The organism is Pseudomonas sp. NFACC45 (genome assembly GCF_900113505.1).
In the GTDB taxonomy this organism is placed as follows: Bacteria; Pseudomonadota; Gammaproteobacteria; order Pseudomonadales; family Pseudomonadaceae; genus Aquipseudomonas; species Aquipseudomonas tehranensis.
This window is the reverse complement of record NZ_FOPO01000023.1, coordinates 1-23244: the sequence shown is the minus strand read 5'-3', so window position 1 is coordinate 23244 and position 23244 is coordinate 1. Positions and strand designations below refer to the sequence as shown.

The 23244-nt window shown below is 61.7% G+C and carries 17 protein-coding genes; 11 read left to right on the top strand and 6 right to left on the bottom strand.

What is annotated here, in order from left to right:
- The first annotated feature begins 126 nt into the window (after positions 1-126).
- Together BM132_RS27515 and BM132_RS27510 are read left to right on the top strand one after the other, a co-directional pair.
- Positions 127-990, top strand: coding sequence for a class I SAM-dependent methyltransferase (locus tag BM132_RS27515; RefSeq protein WP_092460021.1), 864 nt, complete (start codon positions 127-129; stop codon positions 988-990).
- A gap of 355 nt (positions 991-1345) precedes the next feature.
- A complete protein-coding gene (locus BM132_RS27510) occupies positions 1346-2584 on the top strand; it encodes a M20/M25/M40 family metallo-hydrolase (RefSeq protein ID WP_092460019.1) in 1239 nt (412 codons plus the stop codon).
- A 234-nt stretch (positions 2585-2818) separates the two neighbouring features.
- On the opposite strand, the gene BM132_RS27505 is transcribed toward BM132_RS27510, so the two are convergent.
- The 3 genes from BM132_RS27505 to xthA all read right to left on the bottom strand — a co-directional run bounded on the left by BM132_RS27505 (position 2819) and on the right by xthA (position 5880).
- Positions 2819-3160 (bottom strand): DUF6124 family protein, encoded by a 342-nt coding sequence (locus BM132_RS27505; RefSeq protein ID WP_092460018.1) that lies wholly within the window; start codon positions 3158-3160, stop codon positions 2819-2821.
- Positions 3161-3515: 355 nt separating this feature from the next.
- Complete coding sequence (locus BM132_RS27500; RefSeq protein ID WP_092460016.1) at positions 3516-4850, bottom strand: substrate-binding domain-containing protein; 1335 nt, start codon at positions 4848-4850, stop codon at positions 3516-3518.
- Between the two features lie 217 nt (positions 4851-5067).
- The gene (gene xthA / locus BM132_RS27495; RefSeq protein ID WP_092403198.1) at positions 5068-5880 is read right to left on the bottom strand and encodes an exodeoxyribonuclease III; all 813 of its coding nucleotides are present in this window, start codon (positions 5878-5880) and stop codon (positions 5068-5070) included.
- Positions 5881-6056: 176 nt separating this feature from the next.
- Here xthA and BM132_RS27490 point away from each other — a divergent pair, with 176 nt between their 5' ends.
- The 7 genes from BM132_RS27490 to BM132_RS27460 all read left to right on the top strand — a co-directional run bounded on the left by BM132_RS27490 (position 6057) and on the right by BM132_RS27460 (position 17294).
- On the top strand, positions 6057-6707 hold the full coding sequence (locus tag BM132_RS27490; RefSeq protein ID WP_092403196.1) for a GNAT family N-acetyltransferase: 651 nt from the start codon (positions 6057-6059) through the stop codon (positions 6705-6707).
- Positions 6708-6773: 66 nt separating this feature from the next.
- Positions 6774-8501 (top strand): autotransporter assembly complex protein TamA, encoded by a 1728-nt coding sequence (locus BM132_RS27485; RefSeq protein ID WP_092403194.1) that lies wholly within the window; start codon positions 6774-6776, stop codon positions 8499-8501.
- Positions 8498-12184 carry a translocation/assembly module TamB domain-containing protein gene (locus BM132_RS27480; RefSeq protein WP_092403192.1) on the top strand — a complete coding sequence of 1229 codons (3687 nt, stop codon included), beginning with the start codon at positions 8498-8500 and terminating at the stop codon, positions 12182-12184. Before BM132_RS27485 ends, BM132_RS27480 begins: the two co-directional genes overlap by 4 nt.
- A 222-nt stretch (positions 12185-12406) precedes the next feature.
- Positions 12407-12880 carry a MarR family winged helix-turn-helix transcriptional regulator gene (locus tag BM132_RS27475; RefSeq protein ID WP_092460014.1) on the top strand — a complete coding sequence of 158 codons (474 nt, stop codon included), beginning with the start codon at positions 12407-12409 and terminating at the stop codon, positions 12878-12880.
- Entirely contained in the window at positions 12877-14346 is a 1470-nt protein-coding gene (locus BM132_RS27470) for an efflux transporter outer membrane subunit (protein ID WP_092460012.1), read from the top strand. The genes BM132_RS27475 and BM132_RS27470 overlap by 4 nt, the downstream gene beginning before the upstream one ends.
- A 15-nt stretch (positions 14347-14361) precedes the next feature.
- A complete protein-coding gene (locus BM132_RS27465) occupies positions 14362-15564 on the top strand; it encodes an HlyD/EmrA/EmrK family protein (RefSeq protein WP_092460007.1) in 1203 nt (400 codons plus the stop codon).
- 200 nt (positions 15565-15764) lie between these two features.
- Positions 15765-17294, top strand: coding sequence for a DHA2 family efflux MFS transporter permease subunit (locus BM132_RS27460; protein WP_092460005.1), 1530 nt, complete (start codon positions 15765-15767; stop codon positions 17292-17294).
- Positions 17295-17404: 110 nt separating this feature from the next.
- Here BM132_RS27460 and lpxH read toward each other — a convergent pair whose 3' ends face one another.
- Together lpxH and BM132_RS27450 are read right to left on the bottom strand one after the other, a co-directional pair.
- Positions 17405-18172: a UDP-2,3-diacylglucosamine diphosphatase gene (gene lpxH, locus BM132_RS27455; RefSeq protein WP_092460003.1), complete on the bottom strand. Its 768-nt coding sequence runs from the start codon at positions 18170-18172 to the stop codon at positions 17405-17407.
- A complete protein-coding gene (locus tag BM132_RS27450; RefSeq protein WP_092403180.1) occupies positions 18169-18672 on the bottom strand; it encodes a peptidylprolyl isomerase in 504 nt (167 codons plus the stop codon). Before BM132_RS27450 ends, lpxH begins: the two co-directional genes overlap by 4 nt.
- A 250-nt stretch (positions 18673-18922) precedes the next feature.
- Between BM132_RS27450 and BM132_RS27445 the strand changes: the two genes are divergently transcribed.
- Positions 18923-20620: a glutamine--tRNA ligase/YqeY domain fusion protein gene (locus BM132_RS27445; RefSeq protein ID WP_076385540.1), complete on the top strand. Its 1698-nt coding sequence runs from the start codon at positions 18923-18925 to the stop codon at positions 20618-20620.
- A gap of 21 nt (positions 20621-20641) precedes the next feature.
- Positions 20642-22024 carry a cysteine--tRNA ligase gene (gene cysS, locus BM132_RS27440; protein WP_092403178.1) on the top strand — a complete coding sequence of 461 codons (1383 nt, stop codon included), beginning with the start codon at positions 20642-20644 and terminating at the stop codon, positions 22022-22024.
- Between the two features lie 50 nt (positions 22025-22074).
- Here the strand turns inward: cysS and BM132_RS27435 are convergent, their stop codons facing one another.
- Entirely contained in the window at positions 22075-23022 is a 948-nt protein-coding gene (locus BM132_RS27435; protein ID WP_092455084.1) for an IS110 family RNA-guided transposase, read from the bottom strand.
- Between the last annotated feature and the right edge of the window lie 222 nt (positions 23023-23244).

Here is a 23244-nt window from a genome sequence, read left to right as displayed (position 1 = left end):
TCCTGAGTTCGTCGCGAAGCTTTCGGCCTATCCATCATCCGTCGTAGGCAGCCCGCACCTGTTCCAGAAGGTCGCCGTCCCCGGCTTTTGCACGGCCTGAAGAGCGAATCAAAACGAGGAGATGTCATGACAGAGCAAAATGCCTATCAGGTCGCCGACTGGAATGGCCAAAGCGGAGAGTACTGGGCCGCCAACCAGGCCCGGCTCGACGCCATGTTTGCGGTGTTCGGCCAGGCCGCGATAGAAGCCGCCGCACCCGCGACGGGGGAGCGCGTGCTGGACGTCGGCTGCGGCGCGGGTGCGTCGAGTCTGGCCCTGGCCGCCCGCGTCGGCGCGGGCGGCCATATACTGGGCGTGGACATATCCGAACCGCTGATCGGTCGAGCGCGAGCCCTTGCGCCACAGGATACGCCGGCCCAGTTCCGGGTAGCGGACGCCAGCAGCGCCGAGCTGCCAGAGGGCGCATTCGACATCCTGTTCTCCCGTTTCGGGGTGATGTTCTTCGACGATCCGACAGGGGCGTTCGCCCATATGCGTCGCGCGCTCCGGCCGGGCGGGCGGGTCGCTTTCGTCTGCTGGCGCGGCGTGGCCGAGAACGATTGGGTGCGCCTGCCGATGGGCGCGATCAAGGGCATTGTCCCGCCGACCGCACCGCCCGATCCCGAAGCGCCCGGCCCATTCTCGTTCGGCGACCGGGGACGCGTGACACGTATCCTGACAGCGGCCGGCTTCAGCGATATCGCTATCGCGCCCTTCGATGCTTCCATCCCGTTCGGCGAGGGCGGGACGCAGGACGCGGCGATCGACGACGCGATGAAGATGGCGTTCGAAGGCGGCCCATTGTCGCTTGTGCTCGCTAGTCAGCCCGACGACATCCGCGCCCGCGCCTGGGCCGCGGTTCGTGCCGCCTTCGCGAGCCTCCCCGGCGAGCGGTCGGTGATGATCGACGGCGCGGCGTGGATCGTCATGGCACGCAATCCGGCAAGCTGACAAGGATTAACAGTGGAGACGCCCCTGCTCGGTGGAGCGGGGTGTCTTTGGCCGGTCAGATTGATGTCCTTTCTTGCTTGGTCATCCGTTCCTCGGCAAAAGCGGCCACTCACGAATGTCTTTACTCTTATTCCACGAATTATCTGATCGATACCGAGCACGGCGTCATCGATGGATTGGAGCGACAAGCATTACAGCGTAGCCATCTGCATGGCGAGGATCGTATGCGTCAATCGGTTGGACCCAAGTTAAATAAACCTATCCCCTCTGTTTGGTGGCTGTCTGGCTAGAGCCTCGCCCCATAGTCGGGTAGGGTTGCTTGAGCCCTCTCCCGATACGAAACAAGGATGAAATCATGACGATGACCGCTCTTCGCTCTCGTTTGGCCGTCAGTCTCGGCCTGAGCCTGGCCCTCGGTGCCTTCGCCCCTGTTGCTTTCGCGCAGCCCCATCAACAAGTCCTGAGCGACGCCGAACAGTACAAGGGCGAAGCCCTGAAACTACTGGAACGGCTGGTCAACATCGACTCAGGCTCTGGGTATGTGCCGGGGTTGAACCAGGTCGGTGACATTACCATCGATGAATTGCAGAAGTTGGGCGCCACCATCGAAAAGGTGCCCAACTCGGACGGCACCCAGCACATCCTGGCGACCTTCAAGGGCTCCGGTAAGGCGAAGATTCTGCTGATGGCCCACATGGACACGGTGTTCAAGGAAGGCTCGGCCGCCGAGCGTCCGTTCCATATCAAGGACGGCCGGGCCTACGGGCCGGGGGTGATGGATGACAAGGGTGGGATCGTCGCTGGGATCTATGCGTTGAAGGTGCTCAAGAACCTGGACTTCAAGAACTACGCGCAAATCACCTTCCTGCTCGACGCCAGCGAAGAAACCGGCTCGGACGTTGCCACCGACCTGATCAAGAAAACCGCCAAGGCCCATGACGTGACTCTCAACCTTGAACCGGGTCGTCCGGCCGATGGTTTGGTGGTCTGGCGCAAGGGCAGTGCCACGGCGCTGGTGGAGGTCAAGGGCAAGGCGTCCCATGCCGGTGTCGCGCCGGAGCTGGGGCGCAATGCGGCGATGGAAGCTGCGCACCAGATCCTGCAACTGGGCAAGCTGGGCGACGCGGAAAAGAAAACCACCATCAACTTCACGGTGCTCCAGGCCGGCGACCGGACCAACGTGATTCCCGACCAGGCCAGAGCCAAGGCCGATGTGCGGGCAGCGATACCGGAAGAGTTCGACCGCATCGAAAAAGACCTGGCGCGCGTGTCGCAAGACAAACTGATCGCCGACACTGAAGTCACCACTAGCCTCAAGCGCGGTCTGCCGCCGATGCCGCAGACGGCGGAGTCGGACCGTTTGATGGCCATGGCCCAGGGCATCTATGGCGAATTGGGGCGCAAACTCACCGAAGAGGGCAGCGGTGGCGCGGCGGATGCCAGCCTGTCGGCGGGGGTGGGCACGCCGACGCTGGATGGCTTCGGCATTGTCGGCGGCAACATTCATACGCCTGAGGAATACGCGGAGGTTGAGAGTGTGGTGCCAAGGATTTATCTGTTGTCGCGGATGATCATGGAGTTGGCTAATCGATAGCAGTCAGCCCTGCACACAACCTGTGGCAAGAACACAACCCTGTGGCGAGGGGATTTATCCCCGTTGGGCTGCGCAGCAGCCCCACACCAGACACCACGGAAAAACAGATGAGCCGCGTCAGCCGGATTACGACTGCTGCGCAGCCGAGCGGGGATAAATCCCCTCGCCACAGAAGCTCGTTTCGCATTGGCCTCTGGAGTGTTATCCAGAGGCCAGTTTCATTAGGTGAGTCGGTTAGCGCGGATCGACGTTATCCAGCGCTCGGTTCGCCAGCAAACCGCCCAGTTCGATCAGTTGCTGAATGCCCAGGGCGACGTGGCGCCGGGAGCCTTCCAGATCGAAGGCCAGGTCGCTGACCATGGCATTGGCCGAGGCCAGGGTTTCGCTGAGGTTGGCGAGCAGGGCTTCGGTGTCGATGTCGTTGACGACGGTGAAGACTTGGTTTGGAGCAGGCTCGGACTTGGTTGATTTGGGTTTCAGGTAGAAGTCGAGGGCGCGGTCGGCGGCTTGGTCGAATTTTTTGGAGTTGACGGACGTCGGATCGGTGTCTGGCGGATTAGGTGTTGGTTTGAACATAGATGAAACTCCAGATAATAAAGTTGGAGCCATCACCCTCGCTACCAAACGAAGGGTGGTGGCCATACGAAGGTTGGTAGACCGGTTACCTGGCAACCCGGCGCGTCCGAAGACGCCCTGCGCATGACCACCATAAAACAGGGGGTGTAGAAATCCCCTGCATCAGGTTGCACGTGCACCAGGAAAACCGGGCTACCAAACCCGATCGCTGATTCATCAGCGACCGGAAAACGATAAAGCCCGACCCCAAGGCGCACAAGCCGGCGGATTCTGGCGTAGTTGTAGGCAACGGCGCAAGACGAGGCAGGCAGGTCCTACGCCGAGGCTGGCGGGATAAACATTTGGCTTTTCGGTGTCAGTAAACCCAAACCTCCACCCGCCGATTCCTGACCCGGCCTTCATCCTCGTTGTTGGCCGCCACCGGCATCAGCGCGCCGAAGCCGCGTACTTCGCGTAGCGCCACGCCGTGTTTGACCAATTCGCGCCGCACCGCCATGGCCCGCAACCGCGACAGCAGGTCGGCGCGCGCCGGGTCGTCCTTGGCGTCGCCAAACCCCACCAGCGTTACTCGGCGGTCGAGCTTGTCGTGCTGCTTTATATAGGCGAGCACGCGCCCCAGGTCCTGCTGGGCCTTGTTGTCGAGGCTGGCGCTGCCTTCTTCGAAGCGGAAGTTGACCGACAACCGTTGGGCGTGGCGGCTCAGGGCTTGATAACCCTCAGGCATCAGGGCATTGGGGGTGACGGCCATCGCCTGCACGGTTTGGGCGATGAAGCCGTTGGCCGCGACGATGGCCTGGCCCTTTTCGCTTTGGGTGAAATCAGCCAGGGCCTTGGCCCACGGGTTGGTTTCTTGCGGTGGCAGGTAAAAGAACAGCCGGCGGGACAACGGGTAGTCTTCGGTGGCGATCAGGTGGGTCAGCGGCAACATGGGCTGGGAGTCGCCGTCGACAATCGCCAGCGCCTTGGCCTGGCGCACGTAGGGCAAACCGATGAAACCGATGCCTTGCCGGTCCTGGCTGACCGCGTCGGAAAGCTGCTCGCTGGATTCGAAGCGCCGGGCGGAAGCGGCCAGGCGTTTGCCCTGTCGGTTGAGTACCAGCTCCTTGAAGGTGTCGTAGGTGCCGGACTGCTCATCCCGCGCGTAGAGATGAATCGGGCCGCCGGCGCCGCCCAGCGCTTCCCAGGTGTTGACTTCGCCGCTGAAGATCTTCGCCAGTTGCCGGGTGTCGAGCTGGCGCAGCGGGTTTTGTGGATGAAGAATGATCGCCAGGCCATCGATGGCGATGACTTGTTCGGCGTTGGGATGTTTCAGGTCGCCCAGATGGGCCAGTTCCTTGAGTTCGCTGTCCTTGATCGGTCGCGAAGAGGCCGCCAGTTCGGCGCTGGCGCGCTTGAGGGCGGAAAATCCGGTGCTGGAACCATGGGCGGCAATGTCGATTTCCACCCGCCGACCATCGGCGGCCTGGCCGACGATACGCTGCTCGTTCTCGCGGTCGGTGATTTCGGTGCGGACTTTGAGCAGCCCTTGATCCGCCATTAGCGCCTTGACCAGCGCCGGCCCCAGCGTAGCGCCGATGGTGTTCGAGCCTTGCAGGCGCAGCGCGGGGCCGTGTTCGGGAATCGGCAGGCCGCTGGCCCATGCCGCGAGCGGCAGCCAGAGGGCCATGAAAAAAACAACGCGCAGCCGCATGCCGACACCTTCTGAACCTGAGGACGTGCCGGAAGATTAAGTCAGTCAGGTTACTGAAAAGTGACAGGCGTGCGACTTGTTAGCCGCAGTTCGCCGCAGATCCCTTGTGGGAGCGAGCCTGCTCGCGATGGCGGTGAATCTGCCACATTGATTTTGAATGTGCCGCCGTCATCGCGAGCAGGCTCGCTCCCACAGGGTTTGTGGGTATGCCCTGGATTTAGCTCAACTGCAGCCAGATCGGCGCATGGTCTGAAGGTTTTTCCATGCCGCGCAGCTCATAATCCACGCCGGCATCTTTCACCCGTGGCAGCAGGCCATGGGAGGTGAGGATCAGGTCGATGCGCAGGCCACGCTTGGGCTCGTCTTCGAAACCGCGGCTGCGGTAGTCGAACCAGCTGAAGCGGTCGGTGACGTCCGGGTTCAGGTGGCGGAAGCTGTCCACCAGGCCCCAGTTTTTCAGGCGTGCCATCCACTCGCGTTCTTCCGGCAGGAAGCTGCATTTGCCGGTTTTCAGCCAGCGCTTCATGTTGTCCGGGCCGATGCCGATGTCGCAGTCTTCCGGGGAAATATTCACGTCGCCCATGACCACCACGGGCTGGTCATTGCTGAAGCGGCTTTCCAGCAGTTGCTGCAGGTCGTTGTAGAAACGCTCCTTGGCCGGGAACTTGGTGGGGTGATCGCGGCTTTCGCCTTGGGGGAAATAACCGTTCATGATCGTGACCGGCACGCCGTTGGCATCGGCGAAGGTGCCCCAGATGAAACGCCGCTGGGCGTCTTCATCGTCGCCCTCGAAGCCTTTGTGCAGCGTCAGCGGGGCCTGGCGCGAGAGGAGGGCGACGCCGTAGTGACCCTTCTGCCCATGGTAATGCACGTGATAACCCAGGGCCTGCACCTCGGCCAGGGGGAATTGCTCGTCGTGGACCTTGGTTTCCTGCAGGCCGATCACGTCCGGCTGATGCTTCTCGATCAGCGCCGCCAGCTGATGGGGGCGGGCGCGCAGCCCGTTGATGTTGAAGGAGACGATCTTCATGGTCGGCTGTCCTGGCAAAACTGCGATGCTAGCTGACATGTAGGAGCACGGCCAGCGTGGCAGTAGGACAAATGCGCTGCTAATGTCCTGTGCATGTAGGAACGATCACAGCCTAATCGGGTTCGTACTCAATAAGAGCGGGGCCTCACCGAGCCTCGCCCAGGAGATTGACCGTCATGCCAGAAACCTCCACCGCCATCGCCGACATTCATATGCTCGACCGCGGTTATTCGCGCGAAGCCCGTTCATTGCTCTACCAGGCTTACCGGCATGAACCGACTTTCAGCTTTCTCTTTGAGTCCGAGCGTCCCGGTTATGAACATCGGGTACGGGCCACGGTGCGCGAGTTGGTCAAACAGCATTTTCTCCAGGATTTGCCGGCCATCGGCCTGCTGGTCAACGACCGCCTGATCGGCATCGCCCTGATTGCTCCACCGCAGCGCCGCCTGGGTATCACTGAAAGCTGGGCCTGGCGCCTGCGCATGGTGTTGAGCACCGGCTTTCGCTGCACCCGGCGTTACCTGGACTACCACGCCGCAGTGACGGCCTGCCTGCCGTCGGATTCTGTCCATGTATTGCCACTGCTGGGGGTGCATCCGCAGTTTCAAGGCCAACATTTCGGCGAACAGTTACTGGCGGCGGTGCATAACTGGTGTGCGGTGGACGAAAACTCCCAAGGCGTGGTGCTAGACACCGGCAACCCCCGTTACCTGGAGTTCTATAAACGTCAGGGTTACGAGGAAATTGGCGAGATTGCGGTAGGACCTGTCCGCGAACATGTGTTCTTTCACGCCAACCCGCAGGTATTGCACAGCGCAACGGCGTAATCCGCGGAAACTTTTGAGACATGTCCGGCTCTATCAGGCTTCCAAGCCCGTGATAGCATCCGCGCCATGAATTTCCCAGGACGAATGACCAGTGGTGCGCTCTTGCTGTCGATCAGCTGCGCGGCGCTGGCACAAAGTGAATTGGCTGTACGGGTCAAGCCGTCCAACGACCAGCTCAAGGCTAACGTAGAAGGCTATATTGGCGGCGTGGGCGATCGTGACGAAGAGGCCTTGCTGCGCTTCAGTCGGGGTGCCGAGGAGCAGGCGCGTAAAGCCGCCCAGGCGTTGGGCTACTACCAACCGCAGATCGACAGCGAGGTCGAGGGCGGCAAGACCCCGCGCCTGATCCTGACCATCGATCCCGGCGAGCCCGTGCACCTGCGCAATGTCACCGTGCGCATCGATGGCCCGGCCGCTTCCCTCAAGGCTTTTCGCGTACCCGACAACGCCGCGCTCAAACCCGGCGCGGTGCTTAATCATGGGCGCTATGAAGACGCCAAGCGGATGATCCAGAACCAGGCCTCGCGCTACGGATTTTTCAGCGGACGATTTGTCAGCCAGAAGCTGTTGGTGGACCCCCAGGCCGGCGTCGCCGACATCGAGCTGGTCTACGACAGCGGCCCGCGCTATGCCCTGGGCCTCGTGCACTTCGAAGGCGACACCCCACTGGACGAAGACCTGCTGCAACGCATGGTGCCGTTCAAGGCGGGCGAGGCGTACGACTCGGAACTCATCGCAGAACTCAATCAGGCCCTGCAATCGAGCGGCTATTTCGAAGGCGTTCGGGTGGACGCGGCACCCACTGCCGCCACCGATAATGTGATCCCGGTGGCGGTCAAGCTCGACACCCGCAAGCCGCGCACCATGGGCCTGGGCCTGGGGTTCTCCACCGACGTCGGCCCACGGGCCAAGGCCAACTGGACGCGCCACTGGGTCAATCCCCAGGGCCACAGTTATGGCTGGGAAGCCGAAGTGTCGGCGCCCCGGCAGAACGTTGGCCTGTGGTACGACGTCCCCCTGGACCCGCCCTTGACCGACAAGATGCGCTACGCCGGTGGTTATCAATATGAAGAGCTGTCCGGCACCGATAGCCTCAGCAAGCTGCTGACCGTGGGCCCCGAATGGCACAGCAAGTTGCCCAGTGGCTGGCAGCGGGTGGTGTCGCTCAAGTGGCAGCGAGAGGAGTATCGGCTCGGCGACGACTCGGGACTGAGCACCTTGCTGATGCCGGGCGTGAGCTATTCCTACCTGCGCAGTGACAACCGCATCGATCCGCGCAACGGCTATCGCATTCAGTTCGACACCAAGGTCGCCAAGGAAGGGCTTGGCTCGGACAACAACCTTTTATATGGCACGGCCATGGTCAAGGGCCTGACCACCGTGTTCGACAAGCATCGCCTGCTGGCCCGTGCCCAGGTCGGTGGCAGCGCCACCAACGGCTACAAATCCATTCCGCCATCGCTGCGCTTCTTCGCCGGTGGCGACCAGAGCGTGCGCGGTTACGATTATCAGAGCCTGTCACCGGAAAACTCCGAAGGTGATCGCATCGGTGGGCGCTACATGGTCGCCGGCAGTCTCGAGTATCAGTATTCGATTGCGCAAAAATGGCGGTTGGCGACCTTCGTCGACCAGGGCAACTCCTTCAATAGCCTTGAGCTGCCGAGCCTCAAGACGGGCGTTGGCGTCGGTGTGCGCTGGGTGTCGCCGGTGGGGCCGATCCGCCTCGACCTCGCCCACGCGCTGGACGACGACGGCGGCATTCGCTTGCACTTTTCCATGGGGCCCGAGTTGTGAATCGTGGTTTGAAAATAGCCCTGCTGGCGTTCAGCACGTTACTGCTGGTGGCCTTGCTGACCCTGAGCGTCGTGCTCGGCACACCATGGGGCAGCCGTTGGGCGCTGGGCGTTGTGCCGGGTTTGAGTACGGATAATTTCCAGGGACGGTTGGGCGGCCAGTGGAGTGCCGACCACCTGGTGTGGCAGCAGGACAGCAGCCGAGTGGAACTCGATCAGGTGATCTTCGCCTGGTCGCCGCTGTGCCTGGCGCGCATGACCCTGTGCATCGATCAGCTCAAGGCCGATAAGGTCAGCCTGCAATTTCCTCCGTCCGCTGACGAGCCGAGCAGCGGTCCGATCACCTTGCCGGACCTGAACTTGCCGCTGGCCCTCGAACTGGGCGACGTGCAGGTCGGCAGCCTGTCGTTCAATGGCAGCGAACAGCTCAAGGGCTTGCAACTGGCCGCGCATTGGACCGCCCAGGGTCTGCAGATCGACTCGGTGCAGTTGCAGCGCGACGAGCTGAGCCTGAAGTTGTCCGGGGTGCTGCAACCCGGTGGCGACTGGCCGCTGAAGGCCGAGGGCCGGCTGACCTTGCCGGCGCCGGGCGCTACACCGTGGGCGCTGGACCTGAAGATCGATGGCAATCTGCTGAAAACCCTCAGCTTCAATGCCGACAGCAGCGGTTATCTGCAAGGCCGATTGGTCGGTGAGCTGCAACCGCTGGCGGACAACCTGCCGGCCAAGGTACGCATCACCGCCGACGGCTTCAGGGCCAGCGCCGATCTGCCGGATACCCTGATGCTCAATCAGCTGGAGTTGACCGGCGAGGGCGATCTGAGCAGCGGCTACCAGTTGCTTGGCAAGGCCACATTGCCCGCCGAAAAAGGCCCGGTGGCATTGCTGCTGCAAGGCAAAGTGGACGCCAACGGTGCGCAGATCGCCGGCTTGGACCTCAACGCCAGTGATCAGCAATACCTCAAGCTCACCGGCCAGTTGGACTGGCGCGAAGGCCTGAGCGCCGAGGCGAAAATCGCCTGGCTGGACTTCCCCTGGCATCGCCTCTATCCGCTGATCGACGAGCCGCAAGTGGCGCTGCGCAGTTTCAACGGTGAAGTGTCGTATACCGATGGCAGATACCTGGGCAATTTCCAGGCAGCGCTGGACGGTCCCGCCGGAGCGTTCAGCCTGGACAGCCCGTTCAGCGGCGACCTGACGACCCTCCATTTGCCGCAACTCAAACTCGCCGCCGGGCAGGGCAAAGCCGAAGGCCATCTGACCCTGGAGTTTGCCGACGGCATCGCCTGGGACACGGCGCTGGATCTGTCGGCCATCAACCCGGCGTACTGGCTGGGCGAGCTGCCTGGCACTCTGGCCGGGCCGTTGCGCAGCACAGGCTCGATGAAAAACGACCGCCTTGAGCTTGATGCGGACCTGGACCTCAAAGGCAAATTGCGCGGCCAACCGGCACTGTTCCAGGCCAAGGCCAACGGTGCTGGCGAGCAGTGGAACCTCAGCGCGCTGGACATTCGCCTGGGTGACAACCGCATCAACGGTACGGGCAGCCTGCAAGAAAAACTCAGCGGTCAGATCGATATCAAACTCTCGCGCCTAGCCCAGCTCTGGCCGCAACTGCGCGGCCAGGTGAGCGGTCGCTTCAATGTGGCCGGGACACTCAAGGCCCCCCAAGGCAAGCTCGACCTGCAAGGCACGCAACTGGCGTTGCAGGATAACCGCCTGCAAAGCCTGAACCTGGACGCGACCCTCGACAGCGCGCAGCGGGGCAAGGTTGACCTCAAGGCCAGCGGTATTCGGGCGAGTGACACCTCGCTCGGTGTCCTGACGGTGAGCGGGCAGGGCGACATCAGGCAGCAAAAACTCACCCTCGACCTGCAAGGGCCACAGCTTGAAACGACCCTGGCGCTCGATGGCATGCTCGACCAAGGCAACTGGCGCGGGCGTCTCAGCACTGGCAATGTGCAGGCCGGCGGCCAAGCCTGGCGCCTGCAAGCCCCGGCGAAGCTGGAGCGCCTGGCCAACGGCACGCTCAACCTGGGGGCCCATTGCTGGCGTTCCGGTCAGGCCAGCCTGTGTGGTGAGGATCAGCGCCTGATGCCGGAGCCGAAGCTGCGTTATCACCTCAAGCAATTCCCCATCGAAAGCCTGGCCCAGTGGATGCCCAAGGATTTTGCCTGGCAGGGCCGGCTCAATGCCGACCTGCAACTGGACCTGCCGGCCAGCGGCCCGAACGGACGCATCCTGGTGGACGCCAGCGGCGGTACTTTGCGGATCCGGGACAAAGACCGCGACGATGGGCAATGGCTGGACTTCCCTTACCAGACCTTGACCCTAGACAGTCGCCTGACGCCCAAGCGGATCGACACCCACCTGAATTTCGTCGGGGCCAAGCTGGGCGAATTGATGCTCCAGGCGCAGATCAACCCGTTGCCGGCCAGCAAACCGCTGAGCGGCTCGTTCCGCCTGAGCGGCCTGGACTTGTCCGTGGCCCGCCCATTTCTGCCGATGGTGGAAACCTTTACCGGGCACCTGAATGGCAGCGGCACGCTCTCGGGTGGTTTGTTGGCGCCTCAGGTCAACGGCAACCTGTTGATCAGCGATGGCGAAGTGTCCGGCCCGGAACTGCCGGTCAGCCTCGAAGACTTGCAGATGCGCGCCACGATTGCCGGTGACACGGTGCGTCTGAACGGTGACTGGAAAAGCGGCAAGGACGGACGGGGCAGCCTGACCGGGGACATTGGCTGGGGCGAAGCCCTGAGCCTGAACCTGGCGCTCAAGGGTTCGCAATTGCCGGTCACCGTCGAACCTTACGCGGTGCTGGAGGTGGCGCCGGACCTGACCATCACGATGCAGGGCGAGCGGCTTTCCATCGCCGGTAAGGTCCTGGTGCCCAAAGGCGAAATCACCGTGCGCGAACTGCCGCCGTCTACCGTCAAGGTGTCGGATGACACGGTGATCGTCGGCCACCAGACCGAGGAGGGCAAGGCACCGATGGCCATGGCGATGGACATCGATGTGATCGTGGGCCAGGAAAAGCTCGCGTTTTCAGGCTTTGGCCTGACGGCCAACGTACAAGGCCAGGTGCACATCGGCGACAACATGGACACCCGGGGCGAGCTCTGGCTCAACGACGGTCGCTACCGGGCCTATGGGCAACGGCTGACGGTGCGTCGGGCGCGGCTGCTGTTCGCCGGGCCCATCGACCAGCCTTACCTGGATATCGAAGCGATTCGCCAGACCGATGATGTGATCGCCGGTATTCGTTTGAGCGGCAGCGCCGAGCAGCCGACCACGCAAATCTTCTCTGAGCCGGCCATGAGCCAGGAGCAGGCGTTGTCTTATCTGGTACTCGGCCGGCCGCTGAGCACCACCGGCGAGGACAACAACATGCTCGCCCAGGCGGCACTGGGCTTGGGGTTGATGGGCAGTGCGGGAGTTACCACCAGTCTTGCCAACACTTTGGGGATTGAAGATTTCCAGCTCGACACCCAGGGCAGCGGCGATGCCACCAGCGTCGTGGCCAGCGGCAATCTGACGGAAAAACTCAGCCTGCGTTACGGCGTTGGCGTGTTCGAACCGGCCAACACCATCGCCCTGCGCTACAAGCTCAGCAAACGGGTTTACCTGGAAGCCGCCAGCGGCGTCGCCAGCTCCCTGGATATCTTCTACAAGCGCGATTTCTAAGCCTCCCCCCCATCATCTGTGGGAGCGGGCTTGCTCGCGAAAGCGGTGTGTCAGACGACTTTGATTTGACTGACACACCGCTTTCGCGAGCAAGCCCGCTCCCACATTTTTATCTGCGTTTGTCGGGTTATGCATAGCACGCTAACTATTTGTTTGACATTTGCTGCCTAGGCAGTAACATCTCGACATACATTCACTGCCTAGGCAGTAAAAGGTGGTCAGATGAAACATTTCACCCCGGACGATTTCCACAATTGCCACCTCGGCATGCTGCTCGGTCGTGCCGCGCTGCTCAAAGACCGGATCATCGATACCCACATGGAACCCGTCGGCATCACCGCCGCGCAGTTCAAGGTGTTGATCATCATGGCCCAGCACGGCATCGATACGCCGGTCGAGCTGTGTCGGTACCTGTCCCTGGACAGCGGTTCGATGACGCGAATGGTCGATCGTCTGGAGCAGAAAGGTTTTCTGATTCGCCAACGCTCGGCCGATGACCGTCGGCAGGTGCGACTGGTGTTGACCGAAGCCGGCCAGGCCTTGGCCGATCGCTTGCCGGTTATCGGCGCCGCTGCCATGAACCAATTGGCGGCCGCCATCAGCCGCGAGGAGCTGCAAATCCTCGAACAAATCCTCAAGAAAATTCTGCTCGCCGCCGGTGATCCCATCACCGTGTTGCGGTTGGGGGGCAAATGAGTCGTAAAACCTTGCGTACCCGCATCAGCCTGGTGTTGCTGGCCATGAGCCTGGCCGGTTGTGCCAGCTACAGCGGCCTGAACACCGAAGGGGTCAGCCTTGAAGCACAACACCTCAAGGCCGGGCAATCTCTTAACGGCGTCACGCTGTCGCCCGCTGCCTGGCCGAAAAACGATTGGTGGAAAAGCCTCGGCGACCCACAACTCGACGGTCTGATTCGCGAAGCTCTGCGCGACAGCCCGGACATGCAGATCGCCAGCGCCCGGGTGCATCAGGCCAGCGCCGCTGCCTACGCCGCCAATGCGGCGCGTATGCCGACCCTGGATGCCAGCGCCAGTGTCAGCCGTTCGCGCCTGGCCCGTGACCAGGACCCGCAAGGGCAGGGCGGGGCCTACAGCAACCTGCGTTCGCTGGGCGTGGATTTCAATTACAACTTCGACCTCTGGGGTGGCCAGCGCGCGGCCTGGGAAGCGGCCCTGGGACAGGCCCGCGCCGCCGAGATCGACCGGCAGGCCGCCCGGCTGACGCTCGCCGCTGACGTGGCCCGGGCCTACAGCGATCTGGGGCAGGCTCATATCATTTATGACCTAGCGTCCGAGGACCTTAAGCGCACCCGGCAAATGCTCGACCTGGGCAAGCGTCGCCTCAGTGCCGGGATCGACAGCGAATACCAGTTCCAGCAGACCGAAAGCCTGGAAGCCAGCGCCGATGCGAGCCGGATCGACGCGGAAAAACGCCTGCAAAGCGCAAAAATCGCCTTGGCGGTGCTGTTGGGCAAGGGGCCGGACCGCGGCAATGAAATTGCTCGCCCCCACGTGCTGCAAGCCAGTGCCGTCGCCTTGCCATCGAACCTGCCGGCCGAACTGCTGGGCCGGCGTCCGGACTTGGTCGCCGGTCGTTGGCGCGTCGAGGCGGCGGGCAAGAACATTGAGGCCGGCAAGACGAATTTCTACCCCAACCTCAACCTGAGCGCGGCGGCGGGGGTGCAGTCGTTGTTGGGCGACGCGATGTTCGGTTCGGCCAGCCGTTTCTTCAACGTGGCACCGACGGTGTCGCTGCCGATCTTCGACGGCGGGCGATTGCGGGCGGACCTGGATGCCCGGGATGCCGATTACGACATGGCGGTGGCGCAGTACAACAAGAGTCTGGTCAAGGCCCTTGGGGATGTCAGCGACACCATCAACCAGTTGCGCGACATCGAACGGCAGATCGCCGCGCAGCAACACGCCACCGATATCGCGCAGAACTCTTACGACACCGTGGTCCAGCGCTATGGCTCCGGCATCGGAAATTACCTCGATGTGCTGAGCATCGAGCAGCAATTGCTCCAGGCCCAGCGCCGACTGGCGAACCTGAATGCCGAGCAGATCGACCTGTCGATCCAACTGATGCAGGCCCTGGGCGGTGGCTTCGAGGCCGACACCCTGGCTTCGGCCGCACCGGCCTCCACCACGCCGAACAACTGATTCGAGGTACTTGTCATGGCGACTGCCGAAACACCCCAACCCTCTGAAATTGCCCAGGACAGCAGCAACCCGCGCAAGCGCAAGCTGATGCTGCTGGGGCTGGCACTGATTGTCGTCCTGGGTGGCCTGGGCGTCTTGGCCTGGCACGAACTGTATGGTCGCTGGAGCGAGAGCACCGACGACGCCTATGTGAACGGCAACGTGGTGGAGATCACGCCGCAAGTCACCGGCACCGTGGTGAGTATCGGTGCCGACGACGGGGACCTGGTTCGCGAAGGTCAGGTGCTGGTGCAGTTTGATCCGAACGACGCCGAGGTCGGGCTGCAAAGTGCCCAGGCCAACCTGGCCCGTACCGTGCGCCAGGTGCGTGGCTTGTACAGCAACGTCGATGGCATGCGCGCCCAGGTCAAAGCCCAGGAGGCCGAGGTACAGAAGGCCCAGGAGAACTACAACCGACGCAAGAACCTGGCGGCCGGCGGGGCGATTTCCCGGGAGGAACTGTCCCACGCCCGCGACGACTTGACCTCGGCGCAGAATGCGTTGGCCAACGCCAGGCAGCAACTCAAGACGTCCAGTGCCTTGGTGGATGACACCGTGGTGGCTTCCCATCCAGACGTGCAATCGGCCGCCGCGCAATTGCGTCAGGCCTACCTGACCAACGCTCGCAGCACCTTGATCGCGCCGGTCACCGGGTACGTTGCCAAGCGCACGGTGCAGTTGGGCCAGCGGGTGCAGCCGGGCACGGCGCTGATGGCGGTGATTCCGCTGGATCAGTTATGGATTGACGCCAACTTCAAGGAAACCCAACTGCGCGACATGCGCATCGGCCAACCGGTGGACATCGAAACCGACCTTTATGGCAGCGATGTGAAGTACAGCGGCACCGTCGACAGTCTCGGTGCCGGCACCGGCAGCGCGTTTGCCCTGCTGCCGGCACAGAACGCCACCGGCAACTGGATCAAGATCGTGCAGCGGGTGCCGGTGCGCATTCATATCAATGCCCAGGAACTGGCCAAGCATCCCTTGCGGGTCGGCCTGTCGACCCAGGTCGACGTCAATCTGCGGGACCAGAGTGGTCCGGTGTTAGCCCAGCAGCCACCGAAAAAAGCCTCTTTCAGCACCCAGGTCTACGACCGGCAACTGGTCGACGCCGACGCGATGATTACTCGCTTGATCCACGACAACAGTGCCGCTGCCAGCAAGACCGCCCAGCGCTGAGGTCGCAATGCATGGCTACTTGGGTCATTACCTGAACCTGTGGGAGCGAGCCTGCTCGCGATAGCGGCGGATCAGCCAGCGTGCATGGCGACTGACAAACCGCCATCGCGAGCAGGCTCGCTCCCACAGTTTTTGTCCCCATTTCAACCGGGACTTTTGCGCGACTTTCTCATGTCCGTTTCGCTTCATAGGATCTCGCAATGAGCAATAACGCGTCCTTCACGCCGCCCAGCCTGTTGCTCAGCACCATCGGGCTGTCGTTGGCGACGTTCATGCAAGTGCTCGACACCACCATTGCCAACGTCGCCTTGCCGACCATTTCCGGCAACCTGGGCGTCAGTTCGGAGCAGGGCACTTGGGTGATCACCTCGTTCGCGGTGAGCAACGCCATCGCCTTGCCGTTGACCGGTTGGCTGAGTCGCCGCTTTGGCGAGGTGAAGCTGTTTTTGTGGGCAACCCTGCTGTTCGTGCTCGCCTCGTTTCTGTGCGGTATCTCCACTTCGATGCCGGAGCTGATTGGCTTTCGTGTCCTTCAAGGGCTGGTGGCCGGACCGTTGTACCCCATGACCCAGACCTTGCTGATTGCCGTGTATCCGCCGGCCAGACGCGGCATGGCCCTGGCGTTACTGGCGATGGTCACGGTGGTCGCGCCGATTGCCGGGCCGATCCTCGGCGGCTGGATCACCGACAGCTACAGCTGGCCGTGGATTTTCTTCATTAACGTGCCCATTGGGATCTTCGCCGTGATGGTGGTGCGCCAGCAACTGAAGGCGCGGCCGGTGATCACCAGCTACCAGCCAATGGATTACGTCGGGTTGATCACGCTGATCATCGGCGTCGGTGCGCTTCAGGTGATCCTCGACAAGGGCAACGACCTGGACTGGTTCGAGTCGAACTTCATCATTATCGGGGCGGTGATCTCGGTGATTGCCCTGGCGGTGTTTGTGATCTGGGAAATGACCGACCGCCATCCGGTGGTCAATCTGCGGCTGTTCGCCTACCGCAACTTTCGCATCGGCACCATTGTGCTGGTGGGGGGCTATGCCGGGTTCTTCGGCATCAACCTGATCCTGCCGCAGTGGTTACAGACCCAGATGGGCTACACCGCCACCTGGGCCGGGTTGGCGGTGGCGCCCATTGGCATCCTGCCGGTTTTGATGTCGCCCTTCGTCGGCAAATACGCCCACAAGTTCGACCTGCGCCTGCTGGCCGGGCTGGCGTTCCTGGCCATCGGCCTGAGTTGCTTCATGCGCGCCGGGTTCACCAACGAAGTGGACTTCCAGCACATCGCCCTGGTGCAGTTGTTCATGGGGATCGGCGTGGCGCTGTTCTTCATGCCGACCTTGAGCATCCTGATGTCGGACCTGCCTCCGCACCAGATCGCCGATGGCGCGGGGCTGGCGACGTTTCTGCGTACCTTGGGCGGCAGCTTCGCCGCGTCCCTGACCACCTGGATCTGGATCCGCCGGGCGGACCAGCACCATGCGTACCTGAGTGAAAGCATCAGCACCTTCGAACCCGCCACCCGCGAGGCGCTTAACCATCTCGGCGGCGCGAGCGCACCCGCTTATGCCCGGCTCGAGCAGATCCTCAACAGCCAGGCGTACATGCTCTCCACCGTGGATTACTTCACGCTGATGGGCTGGGCGTTCATGGGGCTGATCGTGCTGGTGTGGCTGGCGAAGCCGCCGTTTGCGGCGAAGGCGGGGCCTGCCGCCAGCGGCCATTGAGTCAAGTATCTCCTTGTGGGAGCGAGCCTGCTCGCGATGGCGGTGGATCAGCCGGTACAGATGGGGACTGACGCGCCGTCATCGCGAGCAGGCTCGCTCCCACAAGGGGGCTATGTGTGGCTGGAGATCGTGTCGGGCGCCGGGAGTTGCGGGGGCGAGGCAAAACCAAACGGCGCCAACGCAAACCCCTGCTCATCCACCTGCAACGCCCAGCCTTGCTTGTCCCAATCCCCCAGCACAATGCGTCGGGCGGCGTGTTCGCCCAGTTGCAGTTTGTGGATGGCGGGGCGATGGGTGTGGCCGTGGATCAGGGTCTTCACGCCGTACGCTTGCATGATCCGCGGGATCTCTTCTGGCGTGACGTCGACGATGTCATTGGCTTTCATTCGCGTTTGCGTACGGCTTTCGCTGCGCAGTTTGCGCGACAGTTTGTGGCGGCTGGCCAATGGCAGGTGACGCAGGATGAACAGCGTGACCGGGTTGCGCAGCCAGCGCCGCAACTTCATGTAGCCTTCGTCGCGGGTGCAGAGGCTGTCGCCGTGCATCAGCAGCACCGGTTCGCCGTTGAACTGCACGACACTGGGGTCCTTGAGCAGGGTGCAGCCGGCCGCTTTGCAGAAGGCCTGCCCGAGCATGAAGTCGCGATTGCCGTGCATCAGGAAAATGGCCGTGCCGCTGTCGCTCAGTTCGCGCAGGGCCTGGCAGATGGAACGCTGGAACGGCGTCATGGCATCGTCGCCGATCCAGGCTTCAAAAAAGTCGCCCAGAATGTACAACGCTTGCGCCGAGCGGGCGCGTGTGGCGATCAAATCCAGAAACGCCCGGGTAATGTCCGGGCGCTCCTCTTCCAGATGCAAATCTGAAATCAGCAGTATCACTCAATGATCTCGGCTTTCTCGATGATCACGTCGTCTGCTGGCACGTCTTGATGGCCGGCCTTGGACGTGGTGGAAACGCCCTTGATCTTGTCGACCACGTCGGTGCCTTCAACCACTTTGCCGAACACCGCATAACCCCAGCCCTGGGTGGTCTTGCTGCTGTGGTTCAGGAAGCTGTTGTCGGCCACGTTGATGAAGAACTGCGCGGAAGCCGAATGCGGCTCCATGGTGCGGGCCATGGCGACGCTGTACTTCTCGTTCGCCAGGCCGTTGTCGGCTTCGTTCTGGATGCTTGGGCGCTTGTCTTTCTTTTCTTTCATGCCTGGCTCGAAACCGCCGCCCTGGATCATGAAGTTACCGATGACACGGTGAAAAATGGTGTTGGTGTAGTGGCCGTCGGTGACATATTCCTTAAAGTTGGCAACGGTGGTCGGTGCCTTTTCTTCATTCAGTTCCAGCACGATGTCGCCGTGGTTGGTGGTCAGTTTGACTTTGATCATGATCGGTACTCTTTCAAGGAATTCGTGGGTTTCGGGGCTGTAGTGCCCGCAACCGGTCTGGCTGCAATTGGGCCAGGCTGGGCAGTTTAGCGCGCCGAGCGGGTTTTTCGAGGCGGTTTTTCATCTGATGGTCGATTAAATTCAATCGTTTGCCGGCCTGGCCTGTCAGGTGCTTGACAGCATCGGCTATGATACGGGCTTTGATTTATCAGGCCGCACCCGGCCGCGCACTTGTACGTTCAAGGATCCTATGAGCAAGCCCACTGTCGACCCTACCTCGAATTCCAAGACCGGCCCGGCCGTGCCGGTCAATTTCCTGCGCCCGATCATCCAGGCGGACCTGGATTCGGGTAAGCACACGCAGATCGTCACCCGTTTTCCGCCGGAGCCCAACGGCTACCTGCACATCGGTCACGCCAAGTCGATTTGCGTGAACTTCGGCCTGGCCCAGGAGTTCGGCGGCGTCACGCACTTGCGTTTTGACGACACCAACCCGGCCAAGGAAGACCAGGAATACATCGACGCGATCGAAAGCGACGTCAAGTGGCTGGGTTTTGAATGGGCCGGTGAGGTGCGCTATGCCTCGCAGTATTTCGACCAGTTGCACGACTGGGCGGTGGAGCTGATCAAGGCCGGCAAGGCCTACGTGTGCGACCTGACCCCTGAACAGGCCAAGGAGTACCGTGGCAGCCTGACCGAGCCGGGCAAGAACAGCCCGTTCCGTGATCGCAGCGTCGAGGAGAACCTGGACCTGTTCGCCCGCATGCGCGGCGGCGAATTCCCGGACGGTGCACGGGTGTTGCGCGCCAAGATCGACATGGCCTCGCCGAACATGAACCTGCGCGACCCGATCATGTACCGCATCCGTCACGCCCATCACCACCAGACCGGCGACAAATGGTGCATCTACCCCAACTATGACTTCACCCACGGTCAGTCGGACGCCATTGAAGGCATCACCCACTCGATCTGCACCCTGGAGTTTGAAAGCCATCGTCCTTTGTACGAGTGGTTCCTGGAGCACCTGCCGGTGCCGGCTCAGCCGCGCCAGTACGAATTCAGCCGCCTGAACCTGAACTACACCATCACCAGCAAGCGCAAGCTCAAGCAACTGGTGGATGAAAAACACGTCAACGGCTGGGACGACCCACGCATGTCGACGCTGTCGGGCTTCCGTCGTCGTGGCTACACGCCAAAATCGATCCGCAACTTCTGCGAGATGGTCGGCACCAACCGTTCCGACGGCGTGGTGGACTTCGGCATGCTGGAATTCAGCATCCGCGACGACCTGGACCACAGCGCTCCACGCGCCATGTGCGTGCTGCGCCCGTTGAAAGTGGTGATCACCAACTACCCGCAAGACAAAGTCGAAAACCTCGAGCTGCCTTGTCACCCGAAAGAAGACATGGGCGTGCGCGTCCTGCCGTTCGCCCGGGAAATCTACATCGACCGTGAAGACTTCATGGAAGAGCCGCCAAAAGGCTACAAGCGCCTGGAGCCTGCCGGTGAAGTGCGCCTGCGCGGCAGCTACGTGATTCGGGCCGACGAAGCGATCAAGGACGCCGATGGCAACATCGTCGAACTGCATTGCTCGTACGATCCCGAGACCCTGGGCAAGAACCCGGAGGGTCGCAAGGTCAAGGGCGTGATCCACTGGGTGCCGGCCGCTGCCAGCGTCGAGTGCGAAGTGCGCTTGTACGATCGCCTGTTCCGTTCGCCGAACCCTGAAAAGGCCGAGGACAGCGCCAGCTTCCTGGACAACATCAACCCTGACTCCCTGCAAGTACTCACTGGTTGTCGTGCCGAGCCTTCGCTGGGCAACGCACAGCCGGAAGACCGTTTCCAGTTCGAGCGCGAAGGTTACTTCTGCGCGGATATCAAGGACTCGAAACCCGGTGCTCCGGTGTTCAACCGTACCGTGACCTTGCGCGATTCCTGGGGTCAGTGATCAAGTCTTAAGGGAAACCCTGTGCTTACGATCTACAACACGCTCACCAAGAGCAAAGAAGTCTTCAAGCCGCTGGACGGTAACAAGGTCCGCATGTACGTCTGCGGGATGACCGTGTACGACTACTGCCACATCGGCCATGGTCGCAGCATGGTCGCTTTCGACCTGGTGACCCGCTGGTTGCGTTTCAGCGGTTATGACCTGACCTACGTGCGCAACATCACCGACATCGAAGACAAGATCATCAATCGCGCCCGCGAAAATGGCGAGCCGTACGATGCGCTGACCGAACGCATGATCAAGGCCATGCACGAGGACGAGGCGCGCCTCAATATCCTCAAGCCGGACCTTGAGCCCCGTGCCACGGACTATATCCCTGGCATGCAGGCCATGATCCAGACCCTGATCGACAAGGGCTACGCCTACGCCCCGGGCAATGGCGACGTGTACTACCGCGTCGCCAAGTTCATGGGCTACGGCAAGCTGTCGCGCAAGAAGATCGAAGACCTGCGCATCGGCGCGCGCATCGAAGTCGACGAGTCGAAACAGGACCCGCTGGACTTCGTGCTGTGGAAAGCCGCCAAGCCGGGTGAACCGAGCTGGGAGTCGCCGTGGGGCGCCGGGCGTCCGGGCTGGCACATCGAGTGCTCGGTGATGTCCACCTGCTGCCTGGGCGAGACCTTCGACATTCATGGCGGCGGCAGCGACCTGGAATTCCCGCACCACGAAAACGAAATCGCCCAGAGCGAGGCGGCCACCGGCAAGACCTACGCCAACGCGTGGATGCATTGCGGCATGATCCGGATCAATGGCGAGAAGATGTCCAAGTCCTTGAACAACTTCTTCACCATTCGCGATGTGCTCGACAAGTACCACCCCGAAGTCGTGCGTTATCTGTTGGTGTCGAGCCATTACCGCAGCGCCATCAACTATTCGGAAGATAACCTCAAGGACGCCAAGGGCGCCCTGGAGCGGTTCTACCATGCGTTGAAGGGCCTGCCGAAGGTCCCGGCCGCCGGTGGCGAAGCCTTTGTTGCGCGCTTCACCGAAGTGATGAACGACGACTTCGGCACGCCGGAAGCCTGCGCGGTGCTGTTCGAGATGGTGCGCGAGATCAATCGTCTGCGTGAGAGCGATCTCAATGCGGCGGCGGGCCTGGCGGCGCGTCTGAAAGAACTGGCCGGCGTACTGGGTGTGTTGCAGCTCGAGGCGGATGACTTCCTTCAGGCCGGTGCCGAAGGTCGCGTGGACGCCGCCGAGGTCGAAGCGTTGATCCAGGCACGCCTGACGGCGCGTGCCAACAAGGACTGGGCCGAATCGGACCGCATCCGCGACCAGCTCACCGCCATGGGCGTGGTGCTGGAAGACGGCAAGGGCGGGACGACCTGGCGTCTGGCTGACTGAGTCCTTAGGCAACCCCCCCTGTGGGAGATTCTATGGTTGAGGGGAAGCCCTCAAGCCGCTTTTGGTTGGTATTCGCTTTGCCCTTTCAGCAGAGCGAATACGATCCGGGCAAGCTTGCGAGCCAGCATTACCAACGCCTGAGTGGTAGTGAAACCGCGAGCTCTTTGCTTTTCATAGAAGCCTTTCCAAGCAGATGTGCGACTAGCCGACATGGCGGCATTGTGCAAAAGCCGGCGTACTTCCGGGTCGCCTCGTTTACTCAAGCTGCGGCGACCGTCTTTTTGTCCTGATTTCGACACTCGCAAATCCATTCCCAAGAAGGCAATGAAAGCATCTGCGTTTCTGAAGTCGCCCCGCTGAAATGCCGTAAGCAGGCGGGCTCCGGTTAGAAATCCAATGCCCTCAACTTGCAGGCAACGGTTCAACTGACCCAGCAAACCGGCATTCTTCAGATGATCCTTGATCGTCTTCTCAATCAATGTCTCAAGCCTTTGCATGGCTGCAATTTGTTCGGCGAAAGCGGTCTTCAGCAGCGGCTCGTTAGCCCAGCTTTGTACCAGGGCCACTCGAGCCTGAACCAAGGCTGCACGACGGCGGAAAAGGCTCAGCAGCTGGCGATACAGCGGGGATGGCGGGGTCCAGGGGTGAAGCTCATGCCCTTCGTTCTTCAGGTAACGAGCCAGCAACTTGGCGTCCAGCGCGTCGGTTTTGGCGCGGATTTTTACGCCTTCGCGGTAATGATGCAGTTCATAACCGCCCACCATGTAGATCTCGCAGCCAGCCTCATAGGCCAGATCAGCGAATTCCAGGTGATAGATATTGGTCGACTCAATGGCTACAGCGACGGGGCCCGGCAATGCTTTCAACCACTTTTTGATGGCCGCTTTGTTGTTGGGAATCGCCTCCAGTACATCAAGTTCGGCGTGATAGATCACCAACTCGTTCTTGGCGACATCCACGCCCACAATCGGCTTTGTGACAGAAACCGGCATTGCCATTGAAAATTCTCCGGGCTAAGGTTTGAACACTTGAAGGGTTCACCCAGAGGCGCAGGCTTGTTCCTATCGTCGGTTTAGGCCAGATGCATTCTTTATCGGCGCTTGGGTGAAAGGAGGAGGGGCGAAATCTCCCACGGTCTGTACTGCGCCTAACAGTCAGAATCGAGCCTTGTCCCTCCTCCTCCCTTCAAGTCCTACCATACAAGCGAGCCTGCTCGCGAT

What these genes read in the sequence shown, in the direction of transcription:
- BM132_RS27515 (WP_092460021.1), top strand. Translation starts at nt 127, where the DNA reads ATGACAGAGCAAAATGCCTATCAGGTCGCCGACTGGAATGGCCAAAGC.
- BM132_RS27510 (WP_092460019.1), top strand. Translation starts at nt 1,346, where the DNA reads ATGACGATGACCGCTCTTCGCTCTCGTTTGGCCGTCAGTCTCGGCCTG.
- BM132_RS27505 (WP_092460018.1), bottom strand. Translation starts at nt 3,160, where the DNA reads ATGTTCAAACCAACACCTAATCCGCCAGACACCGATCCGACGTCCGTC.
- BM132_RS27500 (WP_092460016.1), bottom strand. Translation starts at nt 4,850, where the DNA reads ATGCGGCTGCGCGTTGTTTTTTTCATGGCCCTCTGGCTGCCGCTCGCG.
- xthA (WP_092403198.1), bottom strand. Translation starts at nt 5,880, where the DNA reads ATGAAGATCGTCTCCTTCAACATCAACGGGCTGCGCGCCCGCCCCCAT.
- BM132_RS27490 (WP_092403196.1), top strand. Translation starts at nt 6,057, where the DNA reads ATGCCAGAAACCTCCACCGCCATCGCCGACATTCATATGCTCGACCGC.
- BM132_RS27485 (WP_092403194.1), top strand. Translation starts at nt 6,774, where the DNA reads ATGAATTTCCCAGGACGAATGACCAGTGGTGCGCTCTTGCTGTCGATC.
- BM132_RS27475 (WP_092460014.1), top strand. Translation starts at nt 12,407, where the DNA reads ATGAAACATTTCACCCCGGACGATTTCCACAATTGCCACCTCGGCATG.
- BM132_RS27470 (WP_092460012.1), top strand. Translation starts at nt 12,877, where the DNA reads ATGAGTCGTAAAACCTTGCGTACCCGCATCAGCCTGGTGTTGCTGGCC.
- BM132_RS27465 (WP_092460007.1), top strand. Translation starts at nt 14,362, where the DNA reads ATGGCGACTGCCGAAACACCCCAACCCTCTGAAATTGCCCAGGACAGC.
- BM132_RS27460 (WP_092460005.1), top strand. Translation starts at nt 15,765, where the DNA reads ATGAGCAATAACGCGTCCTTCACGCCGCCCAGCCTGTTGCTCAGCACC.
- BM132_RS27450 (WP_092403180.1), bottom strand. Translation starts at nt 18,672, where the DNA reads ATGATCAAAGTCAAACTGACCACCAACCACGGCGACATCGTGCTGGAA.
- BM132_RS27445 (WP_076385540.1), top strand. Translation starts at nt 18,923, where the DNA reads ATGAGCAAGCCCACTGTCGACCCTACCTCGAATTCCAAGACCGGCCCG.
- BM132_RS27435 (WP_092455084.1), bottom strand. Translation starts at nt 23,022, where the DNA reads ATGGCAATGCCGGTTTCTGTCACAAAGCCGATTGTGGGCGTGGATGTC.